This is a genomic window from Pseudomonas sp. Irchel s3f10 (assembly GCF_900187515.1).
GTDB lineage: Bacteria > Pseudomonadota > Gammaproteobacteria > Pseudomonadales > Pseudomonadaceae > Aquipseudomonas > Aquipseudomonas tensinigenes.
This window is the reverse complement of the sequence record NZ_FYDZ01000006.1, coordinates 58,451-75,728: the sequence shown is the minus strand read 5'-3', so window position 1 is coordinate 75,728 and position 17,278 is coordinate 58,451. Positions and strand designations below refer to the sequence as shown.

Here is a 17,278-nt window from a genome sequence, read left to right as displayed (position 1 = left end):
GACATCGACCTTGTGCGCCAAAGCAGTTCGCCGGGACATCCGGTTCCATGACTGCGCGGTCGCAACTTGGTGCATGAAATGTGCGCATGAACCGCTTTGGTGCCTTTTTCGCCTTTAGGTCTGCCTGCTTATGGAAAATCTGCAAAGCGCTGTGGACACCCTGGTTCACAGCTCCAATACCCTGTTCATTCTGATCGGTGCAGTGATGGTACTGGCGATGCACGCCGGTTTCGCCTTTCTGGAGGTTGGTACGGTCCGTCAGAAAAACCAGGTCAATGCGCTGTCGAAGATTCTGAGTGATTTCGCCGTCTCGACCTTGGCCTATTTCTTTATAGGCTATTGGATCTCCTATGGTGTGACCTTCATGCAGCCGGCGGCGGTGTTGAGTGCCGATCACGGTTATGGACTGGTGAAGTTTTTCTTCCTGCTGACCTTTGCCGCTGCGATCCCGGCGATCATTTCCGGCGGTATCGCCGAGCGCGCGCGTTTTGTGCCGCAATTGTGCGCCACGGCGTTGATCGTTGCGTTCATCTATCCGTTTTTCGAAGGCATGATCTGGAACGGCAACTACGGTCTGCAAGCGTGGCTGACGGCGCAGTTCGGTGCCGCTTTCCATGATTTCGCCGGTTCCGTGGTGGTGCATGCCATGGGCGGTTGGCTGGCGCTGGCGGCGGTGCTGTTGCTGGGGCCGCGCAATGGCCGTTATCGCGACGGTCGCCTGGTGGCCTTCGCACCGTCGAGCATTCCCTTTCTGGCATTGGGCTCGTGGATTCTGATTGTCGGCTGGTTCGGCTTCAACGTGATGAGCGCGCAGACTCTGCAGGGCGTCAGTGGTCTGGTAGCAGTCAATTCGTTGATGGCGATGGTTGGCGGCACCATGGCGGCGCTGCTCGTCGGGCGCAATGACCCGGGCTTTCTGCACAACGGCCCATTGGCCGGGTTGGTCGCAATCTGTGCCGGCTCCGATCTGATGCATCCGGTCGGGGCGCTGGTGACCGGTGCAATTGCCGGCGCGCTGTTCGTCTGGTGCTTTACCGCCGCGCAGGTGAAATGGCGCATCGATGATGTGTTGGGCGTATGGCCATTGCACGGCTTGTGCGGCGTCTGGGGCGGGATTGCCTGCGGGATCTTCGGCCAGACAGCGCTTGGCGGTATTGGCGGCGTCAGCCTGATCAGCCAGTTGATCGGCACCGCGCTCGGTGTCGCTGTGGCGCTGATCGGTGGCTTCGTCGTGTACGGCGTGATCAAGGCGTTGCACGGGCTGCGCCTGAGTCAGGAACAAGAGTATTACGGCGCGGATCTGTCGCTGCACAAGATCGGCGCAGTGAGCCAGGATTAGGTCTCTTCATCGTCGGCTCCACGGTAAAAGCCGTGGAGCAGGCGATAACGGTCACTTCGCACCTGATCGACTTTTTCCTGAACCTGACGCGCCGGCAACCCGAGCATGATCAAGGCGTGAGAGCCGAGCATCAGGCTGGATTCCAATAGCTCAGGCACTACTTCGGTGGCGCCTGCGGCTTTGAGCTCCGCCAATTGGCTGTCGTCGCGGGTGCGCACCAGAATCGGCACCTGATCATTGAGGCGGCGTGCTTCCTTGAGAATGCGCAGGGCGACGTCGGTTTGATCCACGGCAATCACACAGAGTCGTGCGCGCAGCAGGCCAACGGCAGTCAGCAGTTCGCCGCGCGACGAGTCGCCGTAATGCACGTCACTTTCCCCACTGGCGGCTTCCTGGACCCGTACCGGGTCATTGTCCAGCGCGATATAAGGCTGTTTGGCATTGCGCAGGAAACGACCGATGGATTGGCCGACCCGGCCGTAGCCGCAAATCACCACGTGCTGGTTGAGGTCGGCGTTGAGCGCGCTGATCTCTTCGATCTGTGCCTCTTGATTGGGTTTGCGGTGCAGCACTGCAGCGATGCGTGGTGCTGCGCGCAACAACAATGGCGTCAGCAGCATCGAGCAGAACGTCGCCGCGAGCAGGAGGTTGCCAAGCCCTTCGGGCATCATGCTGTTTTGTTGCATCTGCGCCATCAGTGCAAAGCAGAACTCGCCTCCCTGGGCCAACGCCAGACCACTGCGCCACGCTGTTTCGCTGTCACTGCCGCGCCACTTCACCAACAAGGCGACGACGATGCCCTTGATCACCATCAAACCGACGGTAAGTCCGAGAATCAGCAGGCTGTGACTGACGAACAGTTGCAGGTCGATCAGCATGCCGATGCTGACGAAAAACACACCTAGAAGGATGTCGCGAAATGGCCGGATGTCGGCCTCGATCTGGTGACGATAGTGGCTTTCACCGAGCAACATGCCCGCCAGAAATGCACCGAGGGCGGGGGACAGGCCCAGCAGGTGAGTCAGCCAGGCGGTCAACAACACAATCACCAGTGCCAGCAGCACGAACAACTCGGCCGAGCGTGACGCCGCCACTTCATGGAACAACCTCGGCAGTATCCAGCGACTGGCCAGTAGCAGCCCGACAAACAGCACAACGGTTTTTGCCAGCGTCAGCGGCAGCGCCCAGTACCAGGCTTGCTCGCTGCTGCCGGCGAACACGGGCACCAATGTCAGCAGCAATACCGCGACAACGTCCTGAAACAGCAAAACACCAACGGCATTCTGGCCGTGGCTGCTGAACACCTCGCCAAGGCTGCCCAACTCTTTGGTCACAATCGCAGTCGATGACAGCGAAAGCCCGGCGCCGAGCAACAGCGCCGGTGTGATCGGCATGCCCAACAGCATCAATAGCAGCCCGAGCAGCGCGGTGCTGACCAGCACCTGCTGACTGCCGAGACGGAACACTACCTGGCGCAGCGCGATCATCTTCGACAGGGAGAACTCCAGACCCAGTGAAAACAACAGAAACACCACCCCCAACTCCGCGACGTCGGGCAAGTGTTCGCTCTCGTTGACCCAGTCGAACGCACTCGGTCCGACCAGCAATCCTACGCACAGATAACCCAGAACCGGTGGCAACCGCAGGCGACGGAACAGGGCAATCACCACAAGGGACGAGGCGAGGATGATCAACAGATTGGCAAACACTGGACACTCCGATGTCAGATTCAGGCTTTTCAAGCGTAGAGGTAAAAAGTCCGGGAGGATCGCGTAAAAGGTTTTTCTGCGGACTGATTTGCGTCAGGGTTTTGCCTGTGAACCTTTGTCGGGGCGCTGGAGCCTTTGGGCGGCGGTGGCTCGACGGGTTTTCAGGTGGGGCCTAGAATAGGCCCACTCATTTTTTGGTTGAGCAATCATGCCTCCTGAATGTCAGCTGTTTGGCACCCTTGGATGCCATTTGTGTGAAGTCGCCGAGGCCGAACTGATGCCTCTTGTCGAGCATGGCCTGCTGGTTGAATTGGTCGATATTGCTGAGGATGAGTCTTGGTATGCGGCATACAGCCTGCGAATTCCGGTGCTGCGTCGTGTCGACACCGGGGCTGAACTGGGCTGGCCATTCAGCGCTGATGAGGTCGTCGCGTTTCTGGGTTAACCCGCTTTTGTGGTTCATCCCGCCGGTCGCCGCTGCCATCCATTCCTTGGCATTTTGCGGATTGTTCGGTTACTGTATGTTCATACAGTAAATGCGTCAGAGGGATGAACCGTGGTCAATGTCGAACAGTTGAAGAACAGCGTGAACCGGATGTCGGTTGACGTGGTGCGCGAGGCCGTTCTCGAATTGCGCCTGGACGGGTTGGTCACCGAAGGCAAGACGCCCTTCAACAAACTGCACTTCAACACCTGCTTTGCCGAGATCGAGGCCTTGTTTCAGCGTGCCGGTTACCACAAGCAACTGGATGTGGTCGGTTATCAGGGGTTGCTTTACGCCTTATACGATCCGGGACGCTGGGACGCAGTCGATGTCTTGCGCTGGCTCAAGGAATTCACCGATGCCGCAGCGCTGAAAACAATTCCGGCCTGAACATTCTGCGCTAGGTTCGTTTCCCTCACTGCTGGATAATGCCGCCCTGCATTGAGGGTTCGATTTCCGTATGTCCACATCTACATTCTCTGCTGCTCAGAATCAGGCGAGCACACTTTATCTGCCGCCCGGTAAATGGCTGACCGTACTCGATTGCCTGTGCGAGCATTTCAGCGCCATCGACCGTGAGCAGTGGCTGGACCGCATCGCTCGGGGACGTGTGCTGGACGGCAATGGCCAGCCGATCCCGGAGGATTTGCCCTACAAGGAAGGTCTGCGGATTCACTATTTTCGTGAAGTGCCGGACGAGAAGCCGATCCCGGTGGTCGAGTCGATCCTGTATGCCGACGAACATCTGGTAGTGGCTGACAAACCGCATTTTCTGCCGGTCACGCCTGCCGGCGAATACGTTGAGCAAACCTTGTTGCGCAGGCTGATTCGTCGCCTGGACAATCCGCACCTGGTGCCGCTGCACCGCATCGACCGGCATACGGCGGGACTGGTGATTTTCTCGGCCAATCCGCAAACCCGATCAGCCTATCAGTCGTTGTTCCCGACGCGGCAGATCGACAAGCGCTATGAAGCCATCGCCCCGGCGCTGCCTGATCTGAAGTTCCCTTTGGTGCACAAGAGCCGTCTGGTGGATGGCGAACCGTTTTTCCGCATGCAGGAAGGCGCCGGTGCCAGCAATACCGAAACGGCGGTGGAGGTCAGAGAAAAGAATGGCGATCTGTGGCGCTACGGCTTGTTTCCGGTGACGGGCAAAAAACATCAACTGCGTGTCCACATGACGGCGTTGGGCGCGAGCATCTGCAACGATCCGTTTTATCCGGATGTGTTGAAGGACGTCGAGGACGACTACGCCAATCCGCTGAAACTGCTGGCGCAGGGGTTGCGGTTCATTGATCCGGTTACCGGCGCAGAGCGCGAGTTCGAGAGCCGGATCACGTTGCAATGGTGATGTCGAAGCCGTTTTTCGAGCGCCCATGAAAAAGCCCGCAATCAATGCGGGCTTTTCTGTATCCGGTATCGACCCAGAGCTTACAGCTCTTTAACGGTACGAACCTGATCCTTGTTGATGCGAGTTTCTTTGCCGTCCAGCTGTTTGAACTCGTAGAAGCCCGAATCGTCATCGTATTTCGGGGTGTCGACGGCCTGGATTTCGCGACCGTCATTCAAGGTGATCACTGTAGGCGACGAGCAACCGGCGAGGGTGGCAAGGCCCAGTGCGAGCATGAAAGTGGCGAGGGTCCGTTGAGTCATGGGTGTGTCTCCGAATGGGAATTCTTTTGGTTACTGAGCTTGAGACGTATACAAGGCGTGAGAGTTCCTTGAATGGTGTCAGTCTGACACAGTGTTGTGCGCATTTAACAGTTCGGGGGTATTGAGGTTGGCCAGTCGCGGGTCATTGTCGGGACATTGCAACGCGGTGGCGCCGAGACTGCGCATTACTCGTCCGGGGCTGCGCTCCCCAGCACTCCACGCTGCCTCAAAGGCCGGCAACAAGGCCACCGGAATTACGCAGAGCAGAGGTTCCCAATGCCCGTCATGGCGCAACATTAAAGGTTTGTCATGATTCAGATTGGCGGTTTCGCGCATGTCCTGCAGCAACGTGGCATCGATCCTCGGGACATCGCAGGGCAGTACCAGCAGGTGGGGGTGACGCGCGGCTTTCAGGCCTGCGCGGATACCAGCCAAGGGGCCTGGAAAATCTTCTTCGTCATCTCCCACCAATTGATCTGCAAACGGTGCATAACGCTCGCGATTCCGATTGCAGGAAATGATCAAGTCATCGGTCAGCGGACGAGTCTGTCGCTGCAAGTGCGCGATCAACGGTTCACCCTGCCACTGGACCAGACCCTTGTCCTGACCGCCCATACGTTGGCCGCGCCCGCCCGCCAAAAGCAGAATGGAGCAGGGCGGCAGTTGCGAATTCACAGTCATGGCAGCTCTCCAGAGGGGCGGCAAAGAAATGGGGCGCTGTGATATAACACCGGGCTGTTTCTCCTACAACTGGACGAGCCTATGAAAGCCAAGGCTGATGTACCTTTCGTGCCGCTTAATATTGCGGTGCTGACTGTCAGCGATACCCGAACCCTGGAAACCGACACTTCAGGCCAAGTCTTCGTCGATCGCCTGGCGGCCGCCGGTCACCATCTGGCAGAGCGGGTTCTGCTCAAAGATGACCTCTATAAAATTCGCGCGCAAGTTGCCAACTGGATCGCCGACGATGTAGTGCAAGTTGTGCTGATCACCGGTGGCACCGGTTTTACCGGTCGCGACAGCACGCCGGAAGCCGTGGCATGCCTGCTCGACAAGCAAGTGGATGGTTTCGGCGAGTTGTTCCGGCAGATATCTGTGGCTGATATCGGTACCTCGACCGTGCAATCCCGAGCGCTGGCCGGTCTGGCCAATGGCACGTTGGTTTGCTGCCTGCCAGGTTCGACCAATGCTGTGCGTACAGGGTGGGATGGCATTCTGGGTGAGCAACTGGACGCCCGCCATCGACCATGCAATTTCGTACCTCATTTGAAACAGGCGGCACCTTGTGAATCGCGCGGGTAAAACGGGCAAAACGGGCTCGTTGATGCCGGTCGAGGTAGCGCTGGCGCGTCTGCTGGAAATGGCCGAGGCCTCGCCCATTGTCGAGCATGAGTTTTTGCCGCTGGCTCGGGTCGAGGGTCGAGTGCTGGCCGAAGATCTGGTTTCAACCCTGGATCTACCGCCCTGGCCCAATAGCGCCATGGATGGTTATGCCCTCAATCTGGCCGACTGGACGGGTACCCCACTGCCGGTCAGTCAAAAAGTATTCGCCGGACAATTTCCTCAACCCTTGCAGCCTGGAACGTGTGTGCGGATCTTCACCGGTGCACCGGTTCCATCGGGTGCCGATTGTGTAGAGATGCAGGAAAACGCGGAGGTTCAGGCCGATGGCTGTGTGCGCTTCATCGAGCGGATGACAATCGGGCAGAACATTCGCCCGCAAGGCCAGGAAACAACCGCAGGCGAGTTGATCCTGACGGCTGGCACCCGGCTCGGTCCTATCGAGCAAGGCCTTTGCGCGTCATTGGGCTGCGCTGGCCTGAAGGTAGTACGCAAGGTTCGAGTGGCGGTGATCTCCACAGGAGATGAATTGGTCGAGCCGGGTCAGCCGCTGGGACCGGGGCAGATATACAACAGCAATCGCGTGGTTCTGTGCAGCTGGTTGCAACGTTTGGGCTGTGAAGTGATCGATGCCGGAATTCTCCCGGACGATCTGTCCTTGACCCGTGCCCGTTTGACGGATCTGCAGGATGTTGACCTGATACTTTCCACTGGTGGTGTATCGGTGGGTGAAGCTGATTTTCTCGGCATAGCCTTACGAGAAGAGGGCGAGTTGGCCCTTTGGAAGTTGGCCATCAAACCCGGGAAACCGCTGACATTCGGACATTTTCGCGATGTGCCGGTCATCGGCTTACCGGGCAACCCGGCGTCTACGTTGGTGACCTTTGCGCTGCTGGCTCGGCCTTATCTGTTGCGTCGTCAGGGTGTGCAGAGCGTCGAGCCTCTGAAATTCCCGGTGCCAGCGGGCTTTGCCTGGCCCGTTGCGGGCAATCGCCGTGAATACCTGCGAGGACGTCTCGAGCAAGGGCGGGCGATTGTCTACCGCAATCAGAGTTCCGGTGTGCTACGCAGCGCAGCCTGGGCGGACGGTCTGGTGGAGGTCCTGGAGGGCCGCACGCTGAGCGAAGGAGACCAGGTCGCATTTATTCCGCTGAGTGACCTCCTCGGCTGATCCCGTTGTGCGTGCGCAGGTGCCGGACGACTCAGCCGACACCTGCGTGTGCAATTCGGTCAGCTGCTGACCAGTGTCACAAGCTGGTCGAATCGGCTATTCGCCACCCAACCCAACAGACCCAGCACTACCGCGGTCGCGCCTGCAGAGTAGGCCAGACGGTGTTTGATTGTCCTGACGTCACTGCGGACTTCGTCCATGTCCCGTCGAATGTATTTCAAATGCGTTTCGAGTTCGGTCACGCGAGGTTCCATATGAACTTCTCCGGTGGTCTTGGCGCTGTTTTTGAAATTGGGCTTTTGATTCGCGCGACTTTCGCCGAGAGGGGCGACCGGGCTCACTGGAATTCTGGCTTCATGGCTTGGCATAAAAACATCCACTGGTTGCTTCAAATGCATGCTGGCCGACGTTTATACGAATCGAATTGTCCGGAGCCCTGGGGGCGTATCCATTCATTACCTGCACTTCCTTGTGTTGTTGGATTGATGATTGATACCGCCAGCACACGGTGAACCAATGGCCATGCATGGTCAATTGAGCCGATTCCTCATGTTTTGTAAGAAAAAATACCGGTTGTGTAGGACGCCGCTCTGCCGAGCTTGAATTAATTAGGCCACAGGTGGCTCTTTTGCGTGCTTCAGCGGTCAAGATGACCTAACCAAGTCAATTCAGGGAGTGACGCTATGAGTGAACGCCGGGCACTGTTGATCCTGCATGGCAAGCAGGCACTCAACGAGGCGGTTCGCACCGCGGTCGAGAACAAGCGCCAACAAGGCTGGGACCTGGCTGTACGCCTGACCTGGGAGGCGGGGGATGCCCAGCGATGGGTGGAGCAAGCACTGGCGGAGGGTTACACACAGATTATTGCCGGGGGTGGCGACGGCACGTTGCGCGATATTGCCGAAGCACTCGCGGCGCATCCGCACAAAGCCAGCCTGGTACTTTTGCCTTTGGGAACCGCCAACGACTTTTCCCGTGCCGCGGGCATTCCGCTGGAACCGGCGGAGGCCCTCGAGCTTCTGGAGGTGGCGCCGCGTGATATTGATCTGGGTCAGGTGGGCGGGCAAATCTTCCTCAACATGGCCACCGGTGGTTTCGGCAGTCAGGTCACCGCCAATACTTCAGAGGATCTGAAAAAAGTACTGGGGGGAGCGGCATATCTGTTCACTGGTTTGTCACGATTCAGCGAACTGCATGCCGCATACGGCGAGTTGCAAGGCCCTGATTTTCACTGGAGCGGCGAGCTGCTGGCGTTGGGCATCGGCAATGGCCGTCAGGCCGGAGGCGGGCATGTGTTGTGCCCACAAGCGCTGGCCGACGATGGACTGCTGGATATCAGCATTCTGCCGGCGCCCCAGGAGCTTGTCGGTACATTGAAGAACCTGCTGAGCGACGGTTTCGGCATCGACAACATGTTCGTGCGAACCCGATTGCCGTGGGTCGAAATCAAAATGTCCGAAGGGCTTTACATCAATCTTGATGGTGAGCCGCTGGAAGGCGACAGCATGCGTTTCGAGGCGCGTCCGGCGGCGCTGCAGGTCCATCTGCCAAAGGACTCGCCGCTATTGACCATTAAATCGTCAATCAGTCATCAAGACTGATGATCTGCTCGCGTACGGCGAACAGCACCAGGCCTGCCACGTCGTAGATTTGCAGACGCTTCATGATCTGCGAGCGGTGGGTCTCGACGGTTTTGATGCTCAGGCCCAGTCCGTTGGCGATTTCCCGGGTGGATTTGCCACGCACGATCAGGCGCAGGATCTCCAGTTGTCGCGCGGTCAGGTTGTGCGAGTCGGCGGTTTCCGGCTGCTGCTTCTGATTGCGGGTCAATGCCTGGTTGATCACGGTGTGGGCGATGGCGGGGCTCAAATAGCGCTCGTTGTTGCGCAAGGCTTCCAGTGCGTGTTCGAGTTCAGTGGCTGTGGTGTCCTTCAGCAGGTAGCCATAGGCGCCGGACTCCAGCGCCTGCATGATCAACGCCGGGTCGGTGTGCATCGACAGGATCAGCACCTTGCTTTGCGGCCGCACACGCTTGAGCCGTTGCAGGGCTTCAAGGCCGCCGGTTTCTTTCATGGATATATCCAGGAGCACGATATCGGGGCTCAGTTGCTCGACCATTTCGAGCAGTTGCGAGCCGTCATTGGCTTCGCCAATCACCGCGTAACCGGGAATATCCAGCACCAGAGCACGCACGCCGGCCCTGATCAGCGAGTGGTCATCCACCAGAAGTAAGTTGCAAGTCAACGCATAACCTTATTCGTACTGGCCCGCTCGAGTGCACGGGGCGCCCAGGGGAAAAGTGCTTCGATTCGAGTGCCTTTGCCCGGCTCGCTGACGACGCTCAGGGTGCCACCCAATTGCTCGATCCGTTCGGCCATCCCGGCCATGCCCCGCTGTCCTTCACGACCAGGATTGGCCGCCGGGGCAAACCCCAGACCGTCATCGCTGATCATCAGCGTCAAGCCTTTCGGCAGGCGCTGTACGCGTATCACCAGATTCTTCGCTTGCGCATGTCGCAGGATATTGGTCACTGCCTCCTGGGTGATGCGAAAGGCGGCGACGGCCATTTCTTCCGGGATGCCATTGAGGCGTTGCTGGCAATCAAGGCTCCAGTGCACGCTGGTATTGGCCATTGTCTTGAGCAGATGTGCACGCAGGCTCGCCTCAAGACCCAGACTGGTCAACTGGCGTGGATTGAGAATGGCCGAAACGTCGCGCACCTTGTTGAGGGTTTCTTCGAGCGTGTCGCACAGCGCTGTGCATTGTTCCTGCAAGTCTTCCGGCATGCGCCGTTTGAGCCAGTCACTCTGCAGTTTTGCGGCGGTCAGCAGTTGGCCTATATCGTCGTGCAACTCTCGGCTGAGGCGGTGACGTTCGTTTTCCTGGACTTCCAGGAGGCGATCAGCGAGTTCCTGTGGCTGAAATTTGATCGATTTGCGTGACAGCCGATATTGCACCCAGACGCAGGCGGTGGCTGCGATGTTCAGCAATAGCAGCCCCAGGCAAAGTTGCGCGGAAAAACCATAGGTCAACAGGCTCCCGAGTGTGGCTGCCACACACAGTATGAGCGTGAACCGGCGTGCGTTTTCCCGGGAGGGTGGCCATGTGGAGATTGACTTGAGGCTGGCGTACATAGCGGATGGAGCCAATGGATGTTCGCTGCGGGCAGACCGGCCGGTGGCTGGCGGATCTCTGTCTGAAAATGCTGTCAATTATGTTATTGATTTCAACGCGGTTCAGTGAATGTATTGGGCCGCCAACTTTGCTGGATGGCTGTCTCTGAAGTCACTGTGCCATTAACTTGAAAGCAACTAGTGGGCGGCATAATACCACTTAACATACCGTTGGTCGCGTTTGCTATATATGTCCAAAGGGTCAGGAATTACGCCATGTTGGACGCGAGTTCCATAATGGAGAAGTCGATTAAAAGATATCGGCGTTACCTGAAGTTGTGCTCTTCAGACACAGGCAAACCCTGAGTCCGGCGAAAAATATCCGCTTGAGTCAGGCGTGATTATTTAATTCGATTTGTCGCTGGCAGGTATGAACTATTCAATAACGACAGGGCTGTGTAAGGCGACGAGTTCCTGGGACAGGGAGGCGCGCTGTCAGGCTTGTCGCTCTGCGTAGCTCGGCAGAGGCAAACGTTTGGGAGAAAGGGCTGGCTGAAATTGCGGCTGGCCGACTTGGAAGGCGAACGCTTCAATCAGCGAAATCTGCTCGCTTTCATCAAGGCTCAGCTGTCCGGTGCTCTGATCGACCAATTCAAGTTGCCAGGCCATCAACGTAAAGCAATCCTTCAAGGCATCCAGGGCTTGTTCGTGCAGATCGACGTGATCCTGCGCCAGATTGAGCAAGCTGTAAATGTGCAGGGAGAATTCGCAAATGGCTTCAAGCGCCAGTGCTTCAGCCCTGCTCGCGAGCTTGAGGAGGGTGCTGAGCATGCAGTCGATGGCGTCCTTGTCATTGCTGATCAGTTGCAAATGGCTGAGGCATTCTTCGGACTTGGCCAGGAGCGTTTCAGCCTCGACAAGAAATTCGGGGAACCTTTGCGCCCACTCTTTACGGTCGATCGGCATGCTTATCTCCACAACGTCATGTCTGATGGGGGAATGCCATTTGTGGCGACGGTCATGGATCGTCGGGAGATCGCGCCCAGACGTGCAGGTGCACAGACTGAGGGGTTCCAGAGGGCTTGTTTCCGCTGAATTGCGATCGCACACAATAGCCTGACTCCGTTCATGCAATGAGAATGGCGTCACATTAATGGCTATTGGATATTGCGAATATCAGGTTGGGCCTGATTGTTACTAGGGGAATCCCTTAGGCGCGGGAACCTACCGTGCAAACCGAGGTCGCGCCGCAGAGAATGTAGCAGATGAAAATCACTGCGCCAGTAAAACATGATGTTAATGTGACATCAATGCCCGATCATGGCATTTTTGACGGGGTCTGGCTTGGCAATCAAGAACCGCCACTTGCCGCCGATAACCTCACATAGTGAATTCATCAGAACAAGCCCAGGAGTCATTGATGGCCGGCATTCTCGACACGGTAGACCAACGCACGCAACTGGTGGGTGAGAATCGCCTGGAAATTCTCATGTTTCGATTGGCCGGGCGTCAGTTGTTCGCGATCAACGTGTTCAAGGTTCAGGAAGTGCTGCAACTGCCGAAGCTGACCTTGATGCCGCAGCGTCACCCGTTTGTGTGCGGAGTGGTCAATCTGCGCGGTCAGACCCTGCCGGTGATCGATCTGTCGCAGGCGATCGGCATGCGTCCATTGGTGCCGGGTCCGAACAGCACGATCATCGTCACCGAATACAACCGCTCGGTGCAGGCCTTCCTCGTCGGTGGCGTGGATCGTATCGTCAACATGAACTGGGAAGCCATTCTGCCGCCGCCGACCAGTGCCGGGCGTCAGCATTATCTGACCGCTATCAGCAAGGTCGACGATCAACTGGTGGAAATCATCGACGTCGAGAAAGTCCTCGCTGAAATCGTCCCATACAACGCCAAGGTCTCGCGTGAAAAGCTTGAAGATCCGGTACTGGAACGCGCCCGTGGCCGTGAAGTGCTGCTGGTGGACGACTCCAACGTAGCACTCTCGCAACTGCGTGACACCCTCGGTCAGCTCGGCGTGAAAATGCACATTGCCAGCGATGGCCTGAAGGCGCTGAACATGCTCAAGGGCTGGGCTGATACCGGCGTGAACATGACCGACAAGCTGCTGATGATCTTCACCGATGCGGAAATGCCGGAAATGGACGGCTATCGCCTGACCACCGAAATCCGCAACGACCCGCGTCTGCGTGGTCTGTACGTGGTGCTGCACACCTCGCTGTCCGGCAGTTTCAACGACTCGATGGTGAAGAAGGTCGGCTGCGACAACTTCCTCTCCAAGTTCCAGCCGGACAAACTGGTTGACGTGGTGCGCCAGCGCCTGATGCTCGACGAAGTTCCGGCCTGATAACGCAACCCTGCAGGTGCGAGGCTGCTCGCGATGGCGGATTCAATTTCGACACATGGGTTGAATCGAATATCGCTTTCGCGAGCAGGCTCGCTCCCACAAGGGATTTGCGCTGTACAAACTCTGGCTTTGATTCGCGGATAAAGCTCGTATAGGGTGGCGTTTTTATTCTCCAGGGAGTTGGCCATGCTGCGTCTGAGCGCGCTTTATCGTTACCCGTTGAAATCCGGCAAAGTCGACGTTCTAAAAAGCGCCGATCTCGACAAGCTGGGGCTTGATGGTGACCGACGCTGGATGCTCGTGGACGAAGCCAGCGGCCGCTTCCTGACCCAGCGCGCCGAAGCGAAGATGAGTCAGTTGTCGGCGCTGTGGAATGTGCAGGGCGGTCTGACCTTGAACGCACCTGAACACTCTCCCATCGACATCGCCTTGCCGGGCAATGACGCCGAACTGCGCGGTGTGACGATCTGGCGTGACACTTTGCGCGTGCCGGATGCCGGTGAAGAAGCAGCGCGCTGGGTCAGCGATTTCATCGGCAAGCCGACCCGTCTGGTGCAGGTGCCGCTGGATCGTGCCCGCATGACTCAGGCAGGTTTCGGCAAGGATGACGATCAGGTCGCATTCGCCGACGGATTTCCCCTGCTGTTGATCGGCGAGGCGTCCCTGCAGGATCTCTCGGACAGAGTCGGGCGTCCGCTGGAAATGTTGCGCTTTCGGCCGAATCTGGTGATTGAAGGCAGTGAGGCGTATGCCGAAGATGGCTGGAAGCGCATTCGCATTGGCGATGTCGAGTTCCGCGTGGTCAAGTCGTGCTCGCGCTGCATTCTCACCACCATCGACCCGGAAACCGGTGAGCGCAGTGCCGATCGCGAGCCGCTGGCAACCTTGCAGAAATATCGCGCTCAAGCCGACGGCGCGATGTTCGGCCAGAATCTGGTGAATGACAGCAATGGTCGGCTTGAAGTCGGGATGCCAGTGGAGATTCTCGAATAAGCCGTCACGGCAACGAAAAATGCCCGTGTCCTTGGACACGGGCATTTTCATTGGTGCAGTGAAACCGTTGTTTTAGCCGCGGTATTCGCACAGGTAAGCGGTGTCGACCGCTACCTTCAGCTGGAACTTGCTGTTGGCCGGGACGTTGAACTGGCTGCCGGCGGCGAAGGTTTCCCAGTCGCTGCTGTCGGGCAGTTTGACGGTCAGTGCGCCGGAAACCACATGCATGATTTCACGCTGAGCGGTGCCGAATTCGTATTCGCCCGGGGCCATTACGCCGATGGTCGCCGGACCTTCAGCGGTGCCAAAGGCGATCGACTTGACGGTGCCGTCGAAGTACTCGTTGACTTTAAACATGGGCGATTCCTCGAAAAGGGCTAAAAATTGGAGGCGGCCAGTATGCACAAGGCTTTTGGTGCCGTCACCTGCCCGGCGTCTGTCCGATGAGTTCTCGAGTTGACCCTAGAGTGGCAAGACCAGTGGCAACAGCCGCGCGGTGTTGCGCGCATCCTCCAGCGCCCGGTGCTGCTGACCGCTGAACTGCATGCCAGCCAGTTGCAGTGCGCCGTTGAGACCCAGGGGCCGCTCCAGGCGTCGAGCCTTGGCGAAGCGTTGTTTGAGGTTCATGTGCGGCACATGGCTCAAGGCGCTGTCGATCTGCAGGCGTTGCCATTCCTGGAGCAATTGCTTGCGATCGTAATCGCCCCAACTGGCCCAGCCTTCGAGGCGCGTCTGATGTTGCGCGAGCCAGCGTTCGAACGCCGGCCAGACTTCAGTCAACGGCTGTGCCGAGTCGATATTGGCTTGGGTGATGTGTGTCAGTTCACGACAGAAAGGCGTGAGCAACGGCCGTCGCGTCGGTTTGACGAAACGCTGGAAGTGATCCTGCTCGCGCCCGGCGCGATCGACCAAGGTGGCGCCGATCTCGATAATTTCCATTTCGGTGACCGGCCAGCCACCCTCATCGGTGGTGGCTTCCAGATCTATGACCAGCCAGTGGGGCATCGCAGGGTTCCTGATTTCCGCGTTCTGATAACTCAGAGCGTAGTCAAAACCCGCAAGCGTGTGTGGGTGACTACTCGACCTGCAACAGAACCTGACGATTTTTTACCTGATCGCCAACCTTGACCTGCACCCGCTTGAGCACGCCGTCGATGCCGGCCTTCAGCGGATGCTCCATTTTCATTGCCTCCAGTACCACCAGCAACTGACCTTTGCTGACCGGGCTGCCTTCGCTGACGAGAACGTCGACGATGGCACCGTCCATCGGCGCTTTCAGGGTGCCGGAGCTGACGCTGGTCTGACTGTCGATTACCGCGTGAGTTCGATCCTCCAGGCGCAGACTGCCGGGGTGGGTGAACAGCCAAAGGTGCCCGTTAACCAGTCGATACGCGTGACGCTGGCGCAAACCGTCGATTTCCAGTATCAGCGACTGCGCGTCCTGATCGATGAGTGTTAACTCGAGCGTGCGCTCGGCAACCTGCACGGTGAAGGCGCCTTGCGCGTGAGCGAGCAGTTGCGCTGTCCAGTTCTGATCATCAAGCCCGAGTCGATAATGCAGCGGCACACTGGCATTGTTGCGCCAGCCGGTGAGCGGCGCGCGGTGGGCGAGGGCGCTGGATTGATAGAAAAGCACTGTTGCGATCGCCAGTTCCTCGGCATCCGGAATGTAGCGGTGCAAACAAGGGTGTTCGCTGAAGTGGCGGGCAATGAACGCGGTACTGAATTCGCCGCTGATGAACTGCGGATGTTGCAACAGGCTGGCCAGCAAGCGTTGATTGCTTTGCACGCCCAATAACACCGTGTCCTGTACCGCGCGCAACAGTTTGCGCCGGGCCTCTTCGCGAGTGGCGCCAAAGGCGATGAGTTTGCCCAGCATCGGGTCGTAGAACGGGCTGATCGATTGTCCTTCCAGCAAGCCATGATCGATTCGCGCACCCTGCTGCAGCGCCGGCTCCCAGGCTTCCACTCGACCGGTTTGCGGGAGGAAGTCTTGCGCGGGATCTTCGGCGTAAAGCCGTACTTCCATGGCATGCCCGTTGAGCTGGACCTGGTCCTGAGTCAGTGGCAACGGCTGCCCCTCGGCGACCAGCAATTGCCACGCGACCAGATCCAGCCCGGTGATCAACTCAGTCACCGGATGCTCGACTTGCAGGCGTGTGTTCATCTCCAGAAAGTAGAACTGCCCACGCGCGTCGAGCAAAAACTCCACGGTGCCGGCGCCGACATAGTTGACTGCGCGCCCGGCCTTCAATGCCGCTTCACCCATGGCTTGGCGCAGTTCGGCGGTCATCACCGGGCAGGGCGCTTCTTCGATGACTTTCTGGTGGCGGCGCTGGATCGAACAATCGCGTTCGCCGAGATAGATCAGGTTGCCGTGCTGATCGCCAAACAACTGCACTTCGACGTGCCGTGGTTCGATCAAGGCCTGTTCGAGTATCAATTCGTCGCTGCCGAAACCGTTCAGTGCTTCGGAGCGCGCGGTGCGCAGTTGCGCCGGCAAGTCAGCGGCGCTGTGCAGCAGACGCATGCCGCGCCCACCCCCGCCGGCACTGGCCTTGATCATCAGTGGATAGCCGATGCGCTCGGCTTCACGCAGGAGGGTGGCGTCGTCCTGTTCGGCACCTTGATAACCGGCGATGCAGGGTACGCCGGCTTCGAGCATGGCGATTTTCGAGCGGCGTTTGCTGCCCATCAATTCGATGGCTTCGACGCTGGGGCCGATGAAGATCAGCCCGGCCTGTTCGCAGGCGCGGGCGAACTCGGCGTTTTCCGAGAGAAAACCGTAGCCGGGGTGAATCGCGTCGGCACCGCTACGCTGGGCGGCGTCGAGGATCGCCGGAATGTTCAGGTACGACTGCTGCACGGGGGCGGGGCCAATGTGTACGGCCTGATCGGCCATTTTCACGTGCGGGGCCTCGGCGTCGGCGTCGCTGAAGACGGCGACAGTGCGGTAGCCGAGCGCTTGGGCGGTGCGCTGGATGCGGCAGGCGATTTCACCGCGGTTGGCGATCAGGATTTTGTGGATGGCGGGCATGGTGATCTTCCTGAGTATTTGGCGGTGAATGTGATGGCCTCATCGCGAGCAGGCTCACTCCTACAGGGGAACGCATTCCAAA

At 58.4% G+C, this 17,278-nt stretch carries 19 protein-coding genes; 9 read left to right on the top strand and 10 right to left on the bottom strand.

Going from position 1 to position 17,278, the window contains the following annotated elements:
- Nucleotides 1-130: 130 nt before the first annotated feature.
- Complete coding sequence (locus tag CKW17_RS15080) at nt 131-1,339, top strand: ammonium transporter (RefSeq protein WP_016985472.1); 1,209 nt, start codon at nt 131-133, stop codon at nt 1,337-1,339.
- On the opposite strand, the gene CKW17_RS15075 is transcribed toward CKW17_RS15080, so the two are convergent.
- Entirely contained in the window at nt 1,336-3,048 is a 1,713-nt protein-coding gene (locus CKW17_RS15075; protein WP_095120458.1) for a monovalent cation:proton antiporter-2 (CPA2) family protein, read from the bottom strand. The two genes, CKW17_RS15080 and CKW17_RS15075, sit on opposite strands and share 4 nt — an antisense overlap.
- Nucleotides 3,049-3,256: 208 nt before the next feature.
- Between CKW17_RS15075 and CKW17_RS15070 the strand changes: the two genes are divergently transcribed.
- From CKW17_RS15070 to CKW17_RS15060, 3 genes are all read left to right on the top strand, one after another.
- Nucleotides 3,257-3,493, top strand: coding sequence for a glutaredoxin family protein (locus CKW17_RS15070; protein WP_095120457.1), 237 nt, complete (start codon nt 3,257-3,259; stop codon nt 3,491-3,493).
- 111 nt (nt 3,494-3,604) lie between these two features.
- Nucleotides 3,605-3,922: a transcriptional regulator gene (locus CKW17_RS15065; protein WP_016985469.1), complete on the top strand. Its 318-nt coding sequence runs from the start codon at nt 3,605-3,607 to the stop codon at nt 3,920-3,922.
- A 70-nt stretch (nt 3,923-3,992) separates the two neighbouring features.
- Nucleotides 3,993-4,883 carry a pseudouridine synthase gene (locus CKW17_RS15060; protein ID WP_095120456.1) on the top strand — a complete coding sequence of 297 codons (891 nt, stop codon included), beginning with the start codon at nt 3,993-3,995 and terminating at the stop codon, nt 4,881-4,883.
- Nucleotides 4,884-4,963: 80 nt separating this feature from the next.
- Here CKW17_RS15060 and CKW17_RS15055 read toward each other — a convergent pair whose 3' ends face one another.
- Both CKW17_RS15055 and mobA read right to left on the bottom strand, forming a co-directional pair.
- Entirely contained in the window at nt 4,964-5,185 is a 222-nt protein-coding gene (locus CKW17_RS15055) for a YgdI/YgdR family lipoprotein (RefSeq protein WP_007908660.1), read from the bottom strand.
- 78 nt (nt 5,186-5,263) lie between these two features.
- Nucleotides 5,264-5,866 (bottom strand): molybdenum cofactor guanylyltransferase MobA, encoded by a 603-nt coding sequence (gene mobA, locus CKW17_RS15050; protein ID WP_095120455.1) that lies wholly within the window; start codon nt 5,864-5,866, stop codon nt 5,264-5,266.
- A gap of 81 nt (nt 5,867-5,947) precedes the next feature.
- On the opposite strand from mobA, the gene moaB reads away from it, so the two are divergent.
- On the top strand, nt 5,948-6,487 hold the full coding sequence (moaB, locus tag CKW17_RS15045; protein WP_095120454.1) for a molybdenum cofactor biosynthesis protein B: 540 nt from the start codon (nt 5,948-5,950) through the stop codon (nt 6,485-6,487).
- A complete protein-coding gene (glp, locus tag CKW17_RS15040) occupies nt 6,471-7,697 on the top strand; it encodes a gephyrin-like molybdotransferase Glp (protein WP_095120453.1) in 1,227 nt (408 codons plus the stop codon). Before moaB ends, glp begins: the two co-directional genes overlap by 17 nt.
- A gap of 59 nt (nt 7,698-7,756) precedes the next feature.
- On the opposite strand, the gene CKW17_RS30385 is transcribed toward glp, so the two are convergent.
- Nucleotides 7,757-8,065 carry a hypothetical protein gene (locus CKW17_RS30385; protein ID WP_176470082.1) on the bottom strand — a complete coding sequence of 103 codons (309 nt, stop codon included), beginning with the start codon at nt 8,063-8,065 and terminating at the stop codon, nt 7,757-7,759.
- A 315-nt stretch (nt 8,066-8,380) separates the two neighbouring features.
- Between CKW17_RS30385 and yegS the strand changes: the two genes are divergently transcribed.
- Entirely contained in the window at nt 8,381-9,298 is a 918-nt protein-coding gene (gene yegS / locus CKW17_RS15030; RefSeq protein WP_095120452.1) for a lipid kinase YegS, read from the top strand.
- Here the strand turns inward: yegS and CKW17_RS15025 are convergent.
- From CKW17_RS15025 to CKW17_RS15015, 3 genes are all read right to left on the bottom strand, one after another.
- Nucleotides 9,282-9,941 (bottom strand): response regulator transcription factor, encoded by a 660-nt coding sequence (locus CKW17_RS15025; protein WP_095120451.1) that lies wholly within the window; start codon nt 9,939-9,941, stop codon nt 9,282-9,284. The genes yegS and CKW17_RS15025 overlap by 17 nt on opposite strands.
- Nucleotides 9,938-10,831 (bottom strand): sensor histidine kinase, encoded by an 894-nt coding sequence (locus tag CKW17_RS15020; RefSeq protein ID WP_095120450.1) that lies wholly within the window; start codon nt 10,829-10,831, stop codon nt 9,938-9,940. The genes CKW17_RS15025 and CKW17_RS15020 overlap by 4 nt, the downstream gene beginning before the upstream one ends.
- Before the next feature lie 474 nt (nt 10,832-11,305).
- On the bottom strand, nt 11,306-11,776 hold the full coding sequence (locus CKW17_RS15015) for a hypothetical protein (protein ID WP_016985460.1): 471 nt from the start codon (nt 11,774-11,776) through the stop codon (nt 11,306-11,308).
- Between the two features lie 454 nt (nt 11,777-12,230).
- Between CKW17_RS15015 and CKW17_RS15010 the strand changes: the two genes are divergently transcribed.
- Together CKW17_RS15010 and CKW17_RS15005 are read left to right on the top strand one after the other, a co-directional pair.
- Entirely contained in the window at nt 12,231-13,166 is a 936-nt protein-coding gene (locus tag CKW17_RS15010; protein ID WP_095120449.1) for a chemotaxis protein CheV, read from the top strand.
- Between the two features lie 186 nt (nt 13,167-13,352).
- Nucleotides 13,353-14,159 (top strand): MOSC domain-containing protein, encoded by an 807-nt coding sequence (locus CKW17_RS15005; RefSeq protein WP_095120448.1) that lies wholly within the window; start codon nt 13,353-13,355, stop codon nt 14,157-14,159.
- A 72-nt stretch (nt 14,160-14,231) separates the two neighbouring features.
- Here CKW17_RS15005 and CKW17_RS15000 read toward each other — a convergent pair whose 3' ends face one another.
- The 3 genes from CKW17_RS15000 to CKW17_RS14990 form a co-directional block, all read right to left on the bottom strand.
- Nucleotides 14,232-14,516, bottom strand: a complete 285-nt coding sequence (locus CKW17_RS15000) for a pyrimidine/purine nucleoside phosphorylase (protein WP_003226701.1) — start codon at nt 14,514-14,516, stop codon at nt 14,232-14,234.
- A 105-nt stretch (nt 14,517-14,621) separates the two neighbouring features.
- Nucleotides 14,622-15,164 (bottom strand): exonuclease domain-containing protein, encoded by a 543-nt coding sequence (locus tag CKW17_RS14995; RefSeq protein WP_095120447.1) that lies wholly within the window; start codon nt 15,162-15,164, stop codon nt 14,622-14,624.
- A gap of 70 nt (nt 15,165-15,234) precedes the next feature.
- Complete coding sequence (locus tag CKW17_RS14990; RefSeq protein WP_095120446.1) at nt 15,235-17,196, bottom strand: acetyl/propionyl/methylcrotonyl-CoA carboxylase subunit alpha; 1,962 nt, start codon at nt 17,194-17,196, stop codon at nt 15,235-15,237.
- Nucleotides 17,197-17,278: the final 82 nt, after the last annotated feature.